At 74.5% G+C, this 15,641-nt stretch carries 12 protein-coding genes; 7 read left to right on the top strand and 5 right to left on the bottom strand.

Going from position 1 to position 15,641, the window contains the following annotated elements; genetic code table 11:
* Window positions 1-277 precede the first annotated feature (277 nt).
* Entirely contained in the window at window positions 278-2,863 is a 2,586-nt protein-coding gene (glgP, locus tag ACZLMO_RS02485) for an alpha-glucan family phosphorylase (RefSeq protein WP_425714511.1), read from the top strand.
* A 66-nt stretch (window positions 2,864-2,929) separates the two neighbouring features.
* Here the strand turns inward: glgP and trpS are convergent, their stop codons facing one another.
* The 3 genes from trpS to glgX form a co-directional block, all read right to left on the bottom strand.
* Window positions 2,930-4,042 (bottom strand): tryptophan--tRNA ligase, encoded by a 1,113-nt coding sequence (trpS, locus tag ACZLMO_RS02480; RefSeq protein WP_425714510.1) that lies wholly within the window; start codon window positions 4,040-4,042, stop codon window positions 2,930-2,932.
* 108 nt (window positions 4,043-4,150) lie between these two features.
* The gene (locus tag ACZLMO_RS02475) at window positions 4,151-4,951 is read right to left on the bottom strand and encodes an alpha/beta hydrolase (protein WP_425714509.1); all 801 of its coding nucleotides are present in this window, start codon (window positions 4,949-4,951) and stop codon (window positions 4,151-4,153) included.
* Between the two features lie 83 nt (window positions 4,952-5,034).
* Window positions 5,035-7,317, bottom strand: a complete 2,283-nt coding sequence (gene glgX / locus ACZLMO_RS02470) for a glycogen debranching protein GlgX (protein WP_463652772.1) — start codon at window positions 7,315-7,317, stop codon at window positions 5,035-5,037.
* 117 nt (window positions 7,318-7,434) lie between these two features.
* Here glgX and ACZLMO_RS02465 point away from each other — a divergent pair, with 117 nt between their 5' ends.
* The 3 genes from ACZLMO_RS02465 to nudC all read left to right on the top strand — a co-directional run bounded on the left by ACZLMO_RS02465 (window position 7,435) and on the right by nudC (window position 10,831).
* Window positions 7,435-8,649: a cysteine desulfurase family protein gene (locus ACZLMO_RS02465; protein WP_425714507.1), complete on the top strand. Its 1,215-nt coding sequence runs from the start codon at window positions 7,435-7,437 to the stop codon at window positions 8,647-8,649.
* Window positions 8,650-8,745: 96 nt separating this feature from the next.
* A complete protein-coding gene (gene mnmA / locus ACZLMO_RS02460; RefSeq protein ID WP_463652771.1) occupies window positions 8,746-9,837 on the top strand; it encodes a tRNA 2-thiouridine(34) synthase MnmA in 1,092 nt (363 codons plus the stop codon).
* Between the two features lie 43 nt (window positions 9,838-9,880).
* A complete protein-coding gene (nudC, locus tag ACZLMO_RS02455; RefSeq protein ID WP_463652770.1) occupies window positions 9,881-10,831 on the top strand; it encodes an NAD(+) diphosphatase in 951 nt (316 codons plus the stop codon).
* 9 nt (window positions 10,832-10,840) lie between these two features.
* Here the strand turns inward: nudC and ACZLMO_RS02450 are convergent, their stop codons facing one another.
* Window positions 10,841-11,101 (bottom strand): mycoredoxin, encoded by a 261-nt coding sequence (locus ACZLMO_RS02450; RefSeq protein ID WP_463652769.1) that lies wholly within the window; start codon window positions 11,099-11,101, stop codon window positions 10,841-10,843.
* A gap of 245 nt (window positions 11,102-11,346) precedes the next feature.
* Between ACZLMO_RS02450 and ACZLMO_RS02445 the strand changes: the two genes are divergently transcribed.
* The 3 genes from ACZLMO_RS02445 to ACZLMO_RS02435 all read left to right on the top strand — a co-directional run bounded on the left by ACZLMO_RS02445 (window position 11,347) and on the right by ACZLMO_RS02435 (window position 14,367).
* The gene (locus ACZLMO_RS02445) at window positions 11,347-13,479 is read left to right on the top strand and encodes an ATP-dependent helicase (RefSeq protein WP_463652768.1); all 2,133 of its coding nucleotides are present in this window, start codon (window positions 11,347-11,349) and stop codon (window positions 13,477-13,479) included.
* 225 nt (window positions 13,480-13,704) lie between these two features.
* Window positions 13,705-13,926: a hypothetical protein gene (locus ACZLMO_RS02440; protein WP_463652767.1), complete on the top strand. Its 222-nt coding sequence runs from the start codon at window positions 13,705-13,707 to the stop codon at window positions 13,924-13,926.
* An 84-nt stretch (window positions 13,927-14,010) separates the two neighbouring features.
* Window positions 14,011-14,367 (top strand): WhiB family transcriptional regulator, encoded by a 357-nt coding sequence (locus ACZLMO_RS02435; protein WP_463652766.1) that lies wholly within the window; start codon window positions 14,011-14,013, stop codon window positions 14,365-14,367.
* Between the two features lie 191 nt (window positions 14,368-14,558).
* Here the strand turns inward: ACZLMO_RS02435 and ACZLMO_RS02430 are convergent, their stop codons facing one another.
* Window positions 14,559-15,635, bottom strand: a complete 1,077-nt coding sequence (locus ACZLMO_RS02430; protein WP_463652765.1) for a thiamine biosynthesis protein ThiF — start codon at window positions 15,633-15,635, stop codon at window positions 14,559-14,561.
* Between the last annotated feature and the right edge of the window lie 6 nt (window positions 15,636-15,641).

Here is a 15,641-nt window from a genome sequence, read left to right as displayed (position 1 = left end):
ACTGCGGTTCGTGCACGTCGAGACTGCGGTTCGTGCACGTCGAGACCGGGCGGTCTCACGTGGTCGGGGCCCCGACCGCACGCTCGACGAACGGGCGCCCCTGGTCGAGCGCGGGATGCGCGCACCACCCGCAGTCTCGATGAATCTGGTCGAGAGTGCGGCTCGGGACGCCCTGCGGCAGCCACGGTGGCCGGCCCGGGTGAACGTCGTGCGACCTCTCGGAGGACGCCCTGCAACACGACAGAAACGGGACAAGCGAACGGATAGGCTCGTCCCCGTGAGAGCCATCCGCCGTTTCACGGTCCGCACCGTCCTCCCCGAGGCGCTCGCGCCTCTCGACACGCTCGCCACGAACCTGCGCTGGTGCTGGCACGAGCCCACCCGCGCCCTGTTCGAGTCGTTCGACCCGACCGTGTGGTCGGAGGTGCACGAGGACCCCATCCGCCTCCTCGGCGCGCTCCCGCGCACGCGTCTCGACGAGCTCGCCGCCGACCCCGAGGTCGTCGCCCGCGTCCGCGAGCTCGACGCCGACCTCGCCACCTACATGAGCGAGCCCCGCTGGTTCCAGACCGAGGGCCCGGCGGACAAGCCCGCCGCGATCGCCTACTTCTCTGCCGAGTACGGCATCACCTCCGTGCTGCCGCAGTACTCGGGTGGCCTCGGCATCCTCGCCGGCGACCACCTCAAGTCGGCCTCCGACCTCGGCGTGCCGATCGTCGGCGTCGGGCTCCTGTACGGGGCCGGCTACTTCAAGCAGTCCCTCACGCGCGAGGGCTGGCAGCACGAGACCTACCCGCTGCTCGACCCGGACAACCTGCCGCTCGTCCTCCTGCGCGAGCCCGACGGCACCCCGTCGCGCGTCGAGCTCACCCTGCCGGGCGGCCGCACGCTGCGCGCCCAGGTGTGGGTCGCGCAGGTCGGCCGCGTCCCGCTGCTCCTGCTCGACTCCAACGTCCCCGACAACGACGAGCGCGAGCGCAAGGTGACGGACCGCCTCTACGGCGGCTCGGCCGAGCACCGCCTCGAGCAGGAGCTGCTCCTCGGCATGGGTGGCGTGCGGGCCGTGCGCCTGTACTCCCGCCTCACCGGTGCGCCGGAGCCCGAGGTCTACCACTGCAACGAGGGCCACGCCGGGTTCCTCTCGGTCGAGCGCATCCGCGAGCACGTCCAGGCGGGCGGCCTCGACTTCGGCGCCGCCCTCGAGTCCGTCCGGGCCGCCACCGTGTTCACCACGCACACGCCCGTGCCCGCCGGCATCGACCGGTTCTCCCGCGAGCTCGTCTCGACCTACTTCGGCGGCGACGCCTCGATCCCCGGCGTCGGGCTCGACGACATCCTCGCCCTGGGCGCCGAGGACTTCGAGGGCGGCAACCCCGAGGTCTTCAACATGGCCGTCATGGGCCTGCGCGTCGCGCGCCGCGCCAACGGCGTGGCCAAGCTCCACGGCTCCGTCTCGCGCGGCATGTTCGCTCAGCTGTGGCCGGGCTTCGACGTCACCGAGGTGCCGATCACCTCGGTGACCAACGGCGTCCACGGGCCGACCTGGGTCGATGCCTCGTTCGCCGCGAAGGCGACGAAGCGGCTCGGCGAGCGCTCGCTGACCTTCGGCGAGGGCTGGGAGCGCACCGAGGCCGAGGGCGGGTTCTCCGACCTCGAGCTGTGGGAGACCCGCAACGAGCTGCGCGGCAAGCTCGTCACGAGCGCCCGCGAGCGGCTCCGCAAGGCGTGGCTCGACCGCGGCGCCTCGCCCGCCGAGCTCGGCTGGACGGCCGACGCGCTCGACCCGAATGCGCTGACGATCGGGTTCGCGCGCCGCGTCCCGACCTACAAGCGGCTCACGCTCATGCTCAAGGACCCCGAGCGGCTCACTCGCCTGCTCACGGACCCCGAGCGGCCCGTCCAGATCGTCGTGGCCGGCAAGTCGCACCCCGACGACGAGCCCGGTGTCGGCCTCATCCAGAAGTTCGTCACGTTCGCCGACCAGGTGGGCGTGCGCGACCGCATCGTGTTCCTGCCGAACTACGACATCGCGATGGCGCAGACCCTCATGCCGGGCTGCGACGTGTGGCTCAACAACCCGTTGCGCCCGCTCGAGGCCTCGGGGACGTCGGGCATGAAGTGCGCGATCAACGGCGCGCTCAACCTCTCGATCCTCGACGGCTGGTGGGACGAGATGTACGACGGCGTCAACGGCTGGGCGATCCCCACCGCCGACGGCGTGGAGGACACCGAGCACCGCGACAACCTCGAGGCGGCCGCGCTGTACGACCTCCTCGAGAACGTGGTCGTGCCCCGCTTCTACGACCGCGACGAGGACGGTGTGCCCGCCCGCTGGATGGAGCAGGTCCGCCACACGCTCGCCACGCTCGGCCCGAAGGTGCAGGCCACCCGGATGCTCCGCGACTACGTCGAGGAGCTCTACACGCCGGTCGCGGCGGCGGGCCGACGGCTCGACGGCGCCGACGAGTACCGCGGCGCCAAGGAGCTCGCGCGCTGGAAGCGCAAGGTCCGCTCCGCGTGGCCGGCCGTGCGCGTCGACACGGTCGACGCGCACGACGTCCCCGACGTCGTCAAGGTCGGCGACTCCATCAAGGTCTCGGCCACGGTGGCGCTCGGGGAGCTCGCGCCGGAGGACGTCCTCGTGCAGGTCGTGTCCGGTCGGGTCGACGACTCCGACGAGCTCGGCGACCTCACCGTCACCCCGCTCGCGCACCGCGGCAGCATCGACGGCCGGCACACGTTCGGCGGCGACGTCACCCTCGACACCGCCGGCGCGTTCGGCTACTCGGTCCGGGTCGTCCCGCAGCACGAGCTGCTCGACGGCGTGACCGAGCTCGGTCTGGCGGCCTCCGCCCAGGGCTGATCACCACGACGACGAACGGGGGCCCGGCCGTGCGGCCGGGCCCCCGTTCGTCGTTCGTGGGGTCGCTCAGTAGTCCATGTGCATGGCCGCGCGCACCTCGGCGAGCGTGGCCTCGGCGACGGCGGTGGCCCGCTCGTTGCCGTCGTGCAGGATCTGGGTGAGCTGCGCCGGGTCGTTCGCGTAGGTGGCGCGGCGCTCGCGGATCGGGGCGAAGTGGTCGTTGACGGCCTCGGTGACGAGCTTCTTCAGCCCGCCGCCGCCCGCGTCGCCGAGCTCGTCGGCCACGTCGACCGGGTCGCGGCCCAGGCACAGGGCCGCGAGCTGGACGAGGTTGGACACCTCCGGCCGGCCGGCGGGGTCGAACGTGATGTGCCGGTCGGCGTCGGTGACGGCCTTCTTGATGATCTTCGCGGTGGTGTCGGCGTCCATGCCGATCTCGATCGTGTTGCCCTTGGACTTGCTCATCTTCTGCCCGTCCATGCCGAGCAGCAGGGGGACGGGGGAGAGCAGGGCGTCGGCCTGCGGGAAGACGGGCCGCTCGGGGTCGACCCGGCCGTAGCGCTCGTCGAACCGGCGCGCGATGAGCCGCGTGACCTCGATGTGGGGCAGCTGGTCCTTGCCCACGGGCACGAGGTTCGCCTTGCAGAACAGGATGTCCGCGGCCTGGTGCACGGGGAACGTGAGCATGAGCCCGGACATCGGCCGGGTGGACCCGGCGAGCTCGTCCTTGACGGTCGGGTTGCGGCGCAGCTCCGCGTCGGTCACGAGCGAGAGGAACGGGAGCATGAGCTGGTTGAGGGCCGCGATGCTCGAGTGCGAGAAGATCGTCGACCGCGCCGGGTCGAGCCCGACGGCGAGGTAGTCCGCCAGCATCTCGAGCACGTTGGTGCGCAGGTCGCCCACGCCGTCGCGGTCGTAGATCACCTGGTAGTCGGCGACGAGGATGAACGACTCGACGCCGAGCTCCTGGATCCGGACGCGGTTGGCGAGCGACCCGAAGTAGTGGCCGATGTGCAGCTGGCCGGTGGGTCGGTCGCCGGTGAGCATGCGGTAGCGCCCCGGGTTCTCCCGGAGGTCGGCCTCGATGGCGTCGCTGCGCGACTGGGAGCGCGCGAAGGTGGCGGAGTCGGCGCCCGAGAGCTCGTCGGTGGTGTCGGTCGTGGGAGGTGCGTCGGTCACCGGCCCAGACTAGGCGCTGCGCGGCGGCCGGCCCGTGGGGCGTCCGTCGGTCGATGTCCGGGCGCGGGCGGGAGGACGCCCCGAGCACCCCCTCGGGGACCGCGACGGTCAGGCCTCGAGGACGCGGTCGACGAACGCCGTGACGTCCGCGAGGACCTCCTCCTTGTTCGTCTCGTTGAAGATCTCGTGCTGCGCGCCCGGGTAGGTCCCGCTCTCGGTGGCGGGGCCGGCGATCTCGGCCACCCCTTCCCGGCTCGGCCCGATCGGCACGAGCCGGTCCTCCTCGCCGTGCAGGTAGAGCAGCGGCAGGTCGCCGAGCGATCCGTGCGCGGAGATCCGCGCCATCGCCTCGTTGAGGGCCTCGAGGGTCTCGCGGCGGAAGTCGCCGTGCCACACGAGCGGGTCCTCGGCGTAGATCCGCCCGATCTCCGGGTCGCGGGACAGCGTGGCGGGGTCGATGGGCGTCGGCGGGATCGGGTCCTGGGCGAGCAGCTCGTCGACCACCGCCCAGCTGCCGATGACGGGGCCGGACAGGACGAGCGCGGTCAGCTCCTCGGCGTGCAGCTGGGCGTACCGGGTCGCGATGAGGCCGCCCATCGAGTGGCCGATCATCACGAGCGGGACGTCCGGGTGGTCGGCGCGCGCGGTCGAGACGAGCTGGTGGAGGTCGGCGACCACGTCGTCGTAGTCGCGCACGAGCACCCGCTCGCCCTCGGACTCGCCGTGCCCCGCGTGGTCGAGCCCGTAGACGACCGCGCCGTGCGCGCCGAGCGTGGCGGCCACCCACTCGTAGCGGCCGATGTGCTCCCCGTAGCCGTGCACGAGCACCGCCGCGTAACGGGGATGGTCGACCCGCCACACCCGTGCGGCGACCTGTCCGGCATGTCCCTCGTACGTCCACGCGTCCATGCGTCCTCGTCCCGTCGTGCCCTGCCCGCCCCGCCGCATCCGCGACGGGGAGACCGGCGTCGTCGCCGGAGGCTGTCGTGAGGTCAGCGTAGCAACGGCGCCGACGCCGGGCGGGTGACGTAGACGCGCATCGAGAGCGGGTCGAGGCGGACGACCTCGCCGGGGGCGGCCGTCAGCGACCAGGGGTCGGAGTCCTCCTCGGCCTCGGCGAACGAGGGGGCCTCCCAGCCCGAGCTCCACGCGAGCTCGTAGTCCGCCCCGCGGCCGACCGGGAGCCGGACCGACTCGTAGTCCAGCGAGCTCGAGAGCACGAGGAGGACGTCGGCGTCCCGCCCGCCGCCCGAGCGCAGCATCTGCAGGACCCGGGCGCGCGGGTCGTGCCACCGGTGCGCCCCCATCTCGGTGGCGTCCGCGCCCAGCCAGGCGAGGTCGGGCACGGGGTCGCCGTCCGTGGCGCGGCCGGTGTAGCTGCGCTCGGGGCGCAGGACCGGGTGCTCGCGGCGCAGCCGCAGGAGGTACCGGGCGGTGGCGAGGAGGTCCTCGCGCCACCGGCCCAGGTCCCAGTCGAGGTAGGACAGCTCGTTGTCCTGGCAGTAGGTGTTGTTGTTGCCGCGCTGGGTGCGACCGATCTCGTCGCCGGCCGTGAGCATCGGCGTGCCCGGCGAGAGAAGGAGGGTGCCGAGCAGGTTGCGGATCGAGCGGCGGCGCAGCGGCAGCACGTCGGCGGCGGGGGAGTCGCCGGGGACCGGGCCCTCGGCGCCGTGGTTCCACGAGAGGTTGTCGGTCGTCCCGTCGCGGTTGTCCTCGAGGTTGGCCGAGTTGTCCTTGTGCTCGTAGGCCACGAGGTCGGCGAGCGTGAAGCCGTCGTGGGCGGTGACGTAGCTGATCGACGCGAGCGGGCCGCGGCCGCCGGGGACGTCGCCGTAGCCGAACATGTCGGCGGAGCCGGACAGGCGGGTGGCGAGGTCGCGCAGGTCCCGGCCGGTCCCGCCCTTCGCGGCTGCGCCCGGGTCGGCGAGCCAGAACGAGCGCACCGAGTCGCGGAACCGGTCGTTCCACTCGGCGACCGGGGCGGCGAACTGGCCGGTGCGCCAGCCGTCCGGGCCGAGGTCCCACGGCTCGGCGATGTGCTTGACCTCGCGCAGGACGGGGTCGGTCGCGAGCGCCACGAGCAGCGGGTGGTACGGCGTGAACTGGTCGGCGTTGCGGCCCAGCGTGACCGCGAGGTCGTAGCGGAACCCGTCGATGCCGACCTCGCGCACCCAGTAGCGCAGCGAGTCGAGCACGAGGCGGACGACCTCGGTGCGGCGCATGTCGAGGGTGTTGCCGCAGCCGGTGGTGTCGAGCATGCGGCCGCGGTCGGCGTCGTCGTGCAGGTAGTAGTCGCTCGCCCCCAGGCCGCGCCAGGACACGGTGGGGCCGGCCACGCCGCCCTCGCACGTGTGGTTGTAGACGACGTCGAGGAGCACCTCGATGCCCGCCGCGTGCAGGAGCGCGACCATTCCCTTGACCTCGGCGAGCACGGCGGCGGGGCCGGCGGCTCGCGCGGCGGGGCTCGCGTAGGACGGTTCGGGCGCGAGGTAGCCGAGCGTGTTGTAGCCCCAGTAGTTCGTCAGGCCCTTGGCCGTGAGGTGGGGCTCGTCCATCTTCGCGTGGATGGGGAGCAGCTCGATCGCGGTGATGCCCAGGGAGCGGAGGTGGGCGATCGTCGCCGGGTGGGCGAGGCCGGCGTAGGTCCCGCGCAGGTGCTCGGGCACCCCGGGCAGGTGCATCGTCAGGCCGCGGACGTGGGCCTCGTAGATCACCGTGTCCCGCCACGGCGTGCGCGGGGCGGGGACGGCTCCGTCGAACCGGTCGTCGACGACGACGCCGTGGGCCGCGTCCGCGACCGAGTCCCGGGGGTCGGGCGAGCCGGTGCCGTCCACGGGGACGAGGTCCTCGCCGACGACGTGGGCGTACAGCGCGGGCGTGAGCCGCGGCGCGCCGACGACGGCGCGCGCGTACGGGTCGAGCAGGAGCTTGGCCGGGTTGTGCCGCTGCCCGCGCGGCGGGCTCCACGGCCCGTGCACCCGGAAGCCGTAGCGCTGACCGGCGCGGACGCCCGGGACGTGGCCGTGCCAGACGCCGTGGACGGGGCCGCGCAGCGTGTACCGGCGCTCGCTGAGCCCGCCGTCGGAGGCGACGTCGACGAGGCAGAGATCGACCCGGGTGGCGCGCGAGGCGAACACCGCGACGTCGACCCCGTCACCGACGAGGTGGACCCCGCGGCGGTCCGGTCGGCTCGCCGGGGAGGGCGCGGGAGAGGCGCCGGCGTCCTCGTATAGCCGGGGGGCGGGCGCGCGGTCCGCGGTCGGAGGGGAGTGCATGGGACCCACCGTCCTATCCAACCCCAGCGGACGGTGGCGGCGCGCCGCGCGACCCTGTCACTGCTCATCGAGACTGCGGGAATCTCCCCGCACCCGTGGGCTTCTACGCTGGGGACCGTGCGCCACTACCTCGACCACGCCGCCGCGACCGACCTCCTGCCCGAGGCCGCCGGGGCGCACGCCGAGGAGCTGGCCCGGCAGGTCGCGGCGCCGGGGAACCCGTCGAGCGGTCACGCCGCGGGGCGCGCCGCCCGGGCCCGCTGGGAGGAGGCGCGCGAGCGGATCGCCGCCGCCCTGGTCGCCGACGCCGCCGAGGTCGTCCTCACCTCCGGCGCCACGGAGGCCGACACCCTGGCGATCACGGGCGTCGTCCGCGCCGCCCACCTCGCCGGCCGCACCCCGCGCTGCGTCGCGCACTCGGCGGTCGAGCACCCCTCCGTCCTGCGCACCGCCCGCTACCTCGAGGACGACGGCCTGACGGTCGCTCACCAGCTCCCCGTCCACCCCGACGGCCGGCTCGACCTCGACGCCGCCCGCGATGTCCTCTCCTGCCCGCCGGCCCTGTTCTCCGTCACGGCGGTGTGCCACGAGACCGGCGTCGTCCAGCCCCTCGCCGAGCTCGTCGGCATCGCGCGCTCCGCGACGAGCACGGAGCGCCCGCGCGGCGTCCCCGTCCACACCGACGCCTCCCAGGCGCTCGGCGTCCTGCCCGTCCGGTTCCACGGCGGCGACCTCGACGCGATGACGATCGCCGGCCCCAAGGTCGGCGCGCCCGTGGGGACGGGGGCGCTCATCGCCCGCCGCGACCTCGAGCTCGCCCCGGTCGGCGGCGGGGGAGGGCAGCAGCGCTCGGTCCGCTCCGGCACGCTCGACGTGGCCGGCGCGGTGGCGCTCGCCGTCGCCGTCGAGCACGCCGTCGCCACCCGCGAGGCGCACGCCGCCCGGCTGTCCGCCCTGCGCGCCGACCTCGTCTCCGGGATCGCGTCGCGCATCCCGGGTCTCGTCGTCTCCGGCCCCGACCCGGACCGGCCGGAGTCCGCGGAGGTGAGCCCCGCCGTCGTGCACGTCCGCATCCCCGGCGCCGACCCGGACGCCCTGCTCCTCGCCCTCGACGCCGCCGGGATCGACGCCTCGCCCGGCGCCGCCTGCACCACCGGCGTGCTCGGCGCGAGCGACGTCCTCCTCGCGATGGGCCTGTCCGAGGCCGACGCCCGCACCGGGCTGCGCCTGTCGATGGGGCGGACCACCACGCCCGACGACGTCGCCGCCGTGGTCCGGGCCCTCCCCGGCGCCGCGGAGGCCGCCCGAGCGGTGGGCGCGCTCTCGTCCTGAGCCGCCGCGGCGATCGGCGCGGTGCGCGACAATGGTGGCCGCCCGAACGACCCCCTGCGCGGCGCCCCGGCGGCCGCGCGAGACGGAAGGACCCCCATGCGCGTGCTCGCCGCCCTCAGCGGAGGGGTCGACTCCGCCGTGGCCGCCGCCCGCGCCGTCGAGGCCGGCCACGAGGTCGTCGGCATCCACATGGCGCTGTCCCGCAACCGCGCCGAGCACCGCTCCGGCTCGCGGGGCTGCTGCTCGATCGAGGACGCCTCCGACGCCCGCCGGGCCGCCGACATCCTCGGCATCCCGTACTACGTGTGGGACCTGTCCGAGCAGTTCGACGACCTCGTGGTCAAGGACTTCCTCGAGGAGTACTCCGCCGGCCGCACGCCCAACCCGTGCGTGCGCTGCAACGAGCACGTGAAGTTCTCCGTCCTCGCCGACCGCGGCCGCGCCCTCGGGTTCGACGCCGTGGCCACGGGGCACTACGCCCGCCTCGAGCACGACGGCGCCGGGCCGCGCCTGTTCCGCTCCGCCGAGCCGGACAAGGACCAGTCCTACGTGCTCGCCGTGGCCGGCCGCGAGGGCCTGTCCCGCGCGCTGTTCCCGCTCGGCGACGTCGCCGCGAAGGCCGACGTCCGGGCCGAGGCCGAGGCGCGCGGCCTCCCGGTCGCGACCAAGCCGGACTCCTACGACATCTGCTTCGTGGCCGACGGCGACACCGCCGGCTTCCTGCGTTCCCGCCTCGGCGAGCAGCCCGGCGAGATCGTCGACACCGACGGCGCGGTCCTCGGCGAGCACTCCGGCGCCTACGCCTACACCGTGGGCCAGCGCAAGGGCCTCGGTCTGAACCGCCCGGCGCCGGACGGGAGGCCGCGCTACGTCCTCGACGTCGACACGCGGGCCGCGCGCGTCGTCGTCGGGCCCGCCGAGCTGCTGTCCACCCGGCGGATCGACGCGACCGACGTCGTGTGGCTCGCCGAGGACCACCCCGCAGAGGTCCCCACCGAGGCTGCGGTGCAGATCCGTGCGCACGGCGCGGCGCACCCGGCCGTCGTCACGCGCACGGCCGGCGACGACGGCGAGACGCTCGCCGTGGAGCTGCGCGAGCCGATCCGAGGCGTCGCCGCCGGTCAGAGTGCCGTGGTCTACCTCGGCGACCGGGTGCTCGGCCAGGCGACGATCAGCGGCCGGGGCTGACCGAGGAGGGACGCCGCGGCCCGTTCGGGCCTACCGTGGGGTCATGCTCGCGGACCTGCCCCTCGCCCGATCCACCGTCGACCAGGCCGCCGAGCGGCGCGACGAGGACGGCCTCTGCGAGCGGCTCCGCGAGGACCCGACGACCCGGGTGCTGCTCGTGTCCCAGGGCGAGGTGGCGGTCGCCGACGACGCGCTCGTCCTGCTCGCCCCCGCCGACGTCCCGGGAATCACCTGGACCCCGGAGCACGTCCACCTCCTCGGGGCCGACGACGAGCACACCTACCTGTCCGTCGTCCTGCCCGACGAGCTCGGGCGCGAGCGGGACCTCGACGGCGTGCCGATCGTCGAGGACGCGGCGCTCGTCGAGCTCGTGCACGGGCTGCAGACCTTCCACCTGCGCGACGTCGGGGACGCGCTGAGCGACCGCGACGCCGGGCTGGCCACGACCGCGGTGGCGCTCGGCGCCTGGCACCGCCGCCACCCGCGCTGCCCGCGGTGCGGGGAGCCGACCGAGGTCCGCAGCGCCGGGTGGATGCGGTGGTGCGCCCAGGACGAGGTGCCGCACTTCCCGCGCACCGACCCGGCCGTCATCGTCGCCCTCGTCGACGACCGCGACCGCCTCATGCTCGGCCACGCCGTGCACTGGCCGCAGGGCCGGTTCTCCACGCTCGCGGGCTACGTCGAGTCGGGGGAGTCCGCCGAGGAGGCCGTGCGGCGCGAGATCATGGAGGAGTCCAACGTCCGGGTCGTCGAGATGGAGTACCGCGGCTCGCAGCCCTGGCCGTTCCCGTGCTCGCTCATGCTCGGCTACACGGCGCGCATCGAGGGAGTCGAGGACGCGCGGCCGGACGGTGAGGAGGTCACCGAGCTGCGGCTCTTCACGCGCGAGGAGCTCGAGAGCGCGGTGCGCCTCGGCGAGGTCTACCTGCCGATGCGCAGCTCGATCGCCCGCTCGCTCATCGAGGACTGGTACGGCGGAGAGCTCCTCGGCTGACACTGACTCTCAGGCCTCGAGGCGCTTGCGGACCTCGCTGAGGGAGGGGTTCGTCGCCGTCGTGCCGTCCGCGAACAGGACGGTGGGGACGACCTCGTTTCCGTCGTTGACCTCGGCCACGAGCCTCGCGGCGTCCGGCGTCTGCTCGATGTCGATCTCGGTGAACGCGATGCCCGCGGAGGTCATCTGCTTCTTGAGGTTCCTGCAGTATCCGCACCAGGTGGTGGTGAACATCGTGACCGAACCGGGCTGGGGGGCGGTGACCGTCATCGTCATCCTTCGGAAGGGGGTGAGGCGTCGTGCGCCGACCGGCGGGGGCCGGTCCTGCCTGCACCAACACAGTACGCCGCCCGAATTCTTCCCCGTCGGCGTGTCGTGCCCCGTGCCGACGTCGCGCCTTGACGTCCGTCCGTCCGCAACCGTGCCGGCGCGCGACCACGCGACACGGCACGCCACCGCCCGCCCGTCCACAGGCCGTCCCGGCGGTGTCGTCGCCCCCTGAGAGACTGGGACCGATGTCCGCGCCGCTGAACGATGCCCCCGACCCCACCCGTGTCCCCGCCGGCTCCGACCCGGCCTCCGGAGCCCCCGAGCCGGAGGACCCCGCCCGGCTGCTCGACGCGCTCGACCCGGACCAGCGGGCCGTCGCCGAGCACCTGACGGGCCCCATGTCGGTCCTCGCCGGCGCGGGCACCGGGAAGACCCGCGCCATCACCTACCGCATCGCCTACGGCGTCCGCACCGGCGCCTACGACCCGCGCCGCATGCTCGCCGTCACCTTCACCGCCCGCGCGGCCGGCGAGCTCCGGTCGCGCCTGCGGGACCTCGGCGCGGGCGCCGTCCAGGCCCGCACCTTCCACTCCGCGGCGCTGCGCCAGCTCTCCTACTTCTGGCCCCGCGTCGTCGGCGGACCCGTGCCCCAGATCGCCCCGCACAAGGCGAGCCTCGTCGCGGAGGCCGCGGGGCGCCTCGGCCTGGGGGCGGACCGAGTGACGGTGCGCGACCTCGCGGCCGAGGTCGAGTGGGCCAAGGTCAGCCTCGTCACGCCCGAGGACTACCCGCGCATCGCGGCGTCGAAGGACCGCGACGAGGTCGGCGGCCACGACCGCGCGACCATCGCCCGCCTCCTCGAGCTCTACGAGTCGGTCAAGACCGAGCGCGGCGTCATCGACTTCGAGGACGTCCTGCTGTCGATGGTCGCGATGCTCCTCGAGCGCACCGACGTGCGAGACGAGGTGCGCGGCCAGTACAACCGGTTCGTCGTCGACGAGTACCAGGACGTCTCGCCCCTCCAGCAGCGCCTCCTCGACCTGTGGCTCGGGGACAGCAAGGAGCTGTGCGTCGTCGGGGACGTGAGTCAGACGATCTACTCGTTCACCGGCGCGACCCCCCGCTTCCTCACCGAGTTCCCACGCCGTTACAAGGGCGCCGCCGTCGTCCGCCTCGTGCGGGACTACCGCTCCACCCCGCAGGTGGTGCGGGTCGCCAACGAGATCCTCGCCCGCGCCGGAAGCGACCGGGACCGTGCCGCGGTCGAGCTCGTCGCCCAGCGGCCGAGCTCGGTCCCCGTGCGGTACGAGACCTACGACGACGACGCCGCCGAGGCGGCGGGGGTGGCCCGCCGCATCGGTGAGCTGCAGAAGGAAGGGGTGGCCCTGAGCGAGATGGCCGTCCTGTTCCGGACGAACGCCCAGTCCGAGGCGTTCGAGCAGGCGTTCGCGGAGCGCGGCATCGGTTACCTCCTGCGGGGCGGCGAGCGGTTCTTCTCGCGGCGCGAGGTCCGGGACGCGATCGTCCTCCTGCGCGGGGCCGTGCGGTCGATGGCGGACGCCGAGCTCGGGCCGACGGTCCGGGACCTGCTGTCCGGCGCCGGATGGTCGCCCGAGCCGCCCGCCCAGCGCGGTGCCGCCCGGGAGCGGTGGGACGCGCTCGACTCGCTCGTCCAGCTTGCCGACTCGCTCGCGGCGACCCGGCAGGCCGACCTCGGGGACCTCGTCGCGGAGCTCGACGAGCGCGCGTCCGCGCAGCACGCCCCGACGGTCGAGGGCGTCACCCTCGCCTCCCTGCACGCGGCGAAGGGCCTGGAGTGGGACGCGGTCTTCCTCGTCGGCGTCTCCGAGGGGCTGATGCCGATCTCCCACGCCGACGACTACGCCGAGATCGCCGAGGAGCGCCGGCTGCTGTACGTGGGCGTGACCCGGGCCCGGGAGCACCTCCAGCTGAGCTTCGCGCGTGCCCGCCAGGTCGGCGGGCGGGCGAGCCGCAAGCGCTCGCGGTTCCTCGACGGCATGTGGCCCGAGGAGGAGCGCGGCGGCCGCAGCGGCGGCGACCGGTCGAGCAAGAAGGCTGCGGCCAAGGCCCGGGCCGAGAGCTTCGCGACGGAGCACCCCGAGGCGGTCGAGCTCTTCGAGCGCCTGCGCACGTGGCGCTCGGAGGCCGCGCGGCTGCGCGGGTGGCCCGCCTACTCGGTGCTTCCCGACGCGACGCTGCAGCAGATCGCCGTCCACCAACCCGCCGACCTGCGTCAGCTCGGACTCATCCGGGGCGTCGGGGCCACGAAGCTCGACCGCTTCGGCGGCCAGGTGCTCGCCGTCGTGCGCGGCGACGAGGTCGACGCCGAGGAGTGGCTGAGCCGCACGGAGGGGTGAGTCGGGCGGGGTGCCCGACGGCCGTCCGACACGCACCCCGTACGCCGCCCGGACGCCCGCTCGAACGCCGCCCGGCCGGCCGAACGGACCGCCGCGTGGCGATCTCGAAAGTCCGTCCGTTAATTCCCTTGTGCCTCGGATGGGGGCCGCCTACTGTCGCACTTGTCCGTGTCGAACGGGATCGGGTCTAGCCAGCCATGACGATCCCCTGGTGAGGAGAAGGAGGTGCTCGAGATGAGGAACAGCAGCTACGCGATCGGTATCGATCTCGCCGTGTCCGCTGTGAACGCGCGCAATGCGTTCGCGAGCACCTCCGCGTGCGCAGGTGGCGTCGCCGCTGCGGGCCTTCGTGATCGCGGCGTCGATGCTGCCGGGGAGAACTCTGCGTTCCCCCGTCCGCGGAACCTCGCGCGCCCCACGGCGCACCTCCGTCCCGACCTGGGCTGACACGCTCCGCGTGCGCCGTCGGGACAACCCGACGGCCTCGTCGCCGTCCCCCACCAGGAGAACGACGCACCACCGGAGCACCCGATGACCACGCAGACCACTGCGTACCTGGCCCCATCCATCAGGACCGACGCGACGACGCGCCCCACCACCGCCTCGATCGGACTCGCGCGCCCGTCGCACAGCACCGACGAGGACGACACGACGGCGCTGCCCTGCCTCACCTCGGACGACCCCGACCTGTGGTTCGCCGAGCGGACCGCCGAGGTCGAGCTGGCCAAGTCGATGTGCGGCCCCTGCCCCCTGCGGGAGGCCTGCCTGGCCGGCGCCGTCGAGCGCGGCGAGCCGTGGGGCGTCTGGGGCGGAGAGGTCTTCGTCGACGGCGTCGTCGTGGCCGTGAAGCGCGGCCGCGGCCGTCCGCGGAAGAACGCCGCCGCCTGAGGGACGAGTGAGGGGCGGGCGGGCGCCCGGCACACCTGCCGAGCGCCCGCCCGTCACCTGTGTGCTCCCGCCCGTCACCCGCGCGGGCTGGGAGCCCGACGACGAACCCCTCACGACGACGAACCCCTCACGACGACGAACCCCTCACGACGACGACCGGTCGCCTCGTGAGACCTCACCCGGCGACCCGCTCACCCCGTGACCCCGGACCCCCTCGTGGGCTCCGGACCGGTGCACCCGCAGTCCGGGTGCACCGGCCACTCGCGCCGCAGCTCGGCCCCGTCGAGGTCGAGCTCGACCGACGCCCCGGTCAGCGCGGGTCGCCCGCCCGGCGCCCGCAGGAGCTCGAGGGCGGCGCGCACCGCGGTCCCGGCCGCCCAGCTCGCCTGCGTGTAGGGCTCGGCCTGCTCCGGCAGGACCCGCAGCTGGGTGGCGACCGCCGGCCACGCCCGCTCGGACCGCGCGCGGGCGAGGTCGAGGCACCGCGCGCACGGCCCCCGGCCGGGGACGACGAGCGGACCGACGGTCGTGGCGAGCTCCCCGACGACGACGACCAGGTGCGGCACGTCCTCCTGCGTCAGGCGGCGGAGGAGGGGCGGGTCGCTCACGCGGGAGGTCGTCACCACCACGAGATCGGGCCGGGTGCCCGCCGGGGCGCCGAACCGGAGCAGCGGTGCGGCGGAGCGCAGGTCCTCGGCGACCCGCGACTCCCGCGGCCGGCCGACGTCGGTCGACCGGTAGGGGAGGACGTCGGTCGACAGGACGGGGGAGGGGTCCGACAGCAGCAGGGTGCCCACCCCGGCCGCGGCGAGCCCGACGGCCGTGAGCGCGCCGGTGCGCCCGAGTCCGGTGACGCCGACGACCGCGGACCCGAGCGCGTCGGCGGCGACGGCCGCCCCCGCGAGACCGGCCACCCCCGCGAGCCCCGCCCGCTCCCGCCACTGCGCGTCGCCGGTGGTCCCGTCTCCCGCGGGGCGCAGGGAGGGAGACCCGCCGTGCGCCGTCCGCCCGTCGACCGACGGAGGTTCCGTCACCACTCCGGCGCGCGTGAGCAGCTCGACGAGGCGGTCCACCCGGGCCGAGGTCACGCCCGACGCCGCACCCCGGCGGCGCAGGTCCTGTCGCGAGGGGGAGCCGGCCAGGGCCTCGATCAGCTGCTGCTCGGCGCTGCTGAGTCCCTCGAGCACCACGGCGCACCGAGGGTCGCTCCCGACCTGCGAGGACCCGGCTCCCCGCCACAGCACGTCCATCCCGGACACCAGTCGCATCTCGAC

This window comes from Georgenia sp. G2120 (assembly GCF_055326485.1).
This window is presented reverse-complemented; position numbering and strand designations above follow the sequence as displayed.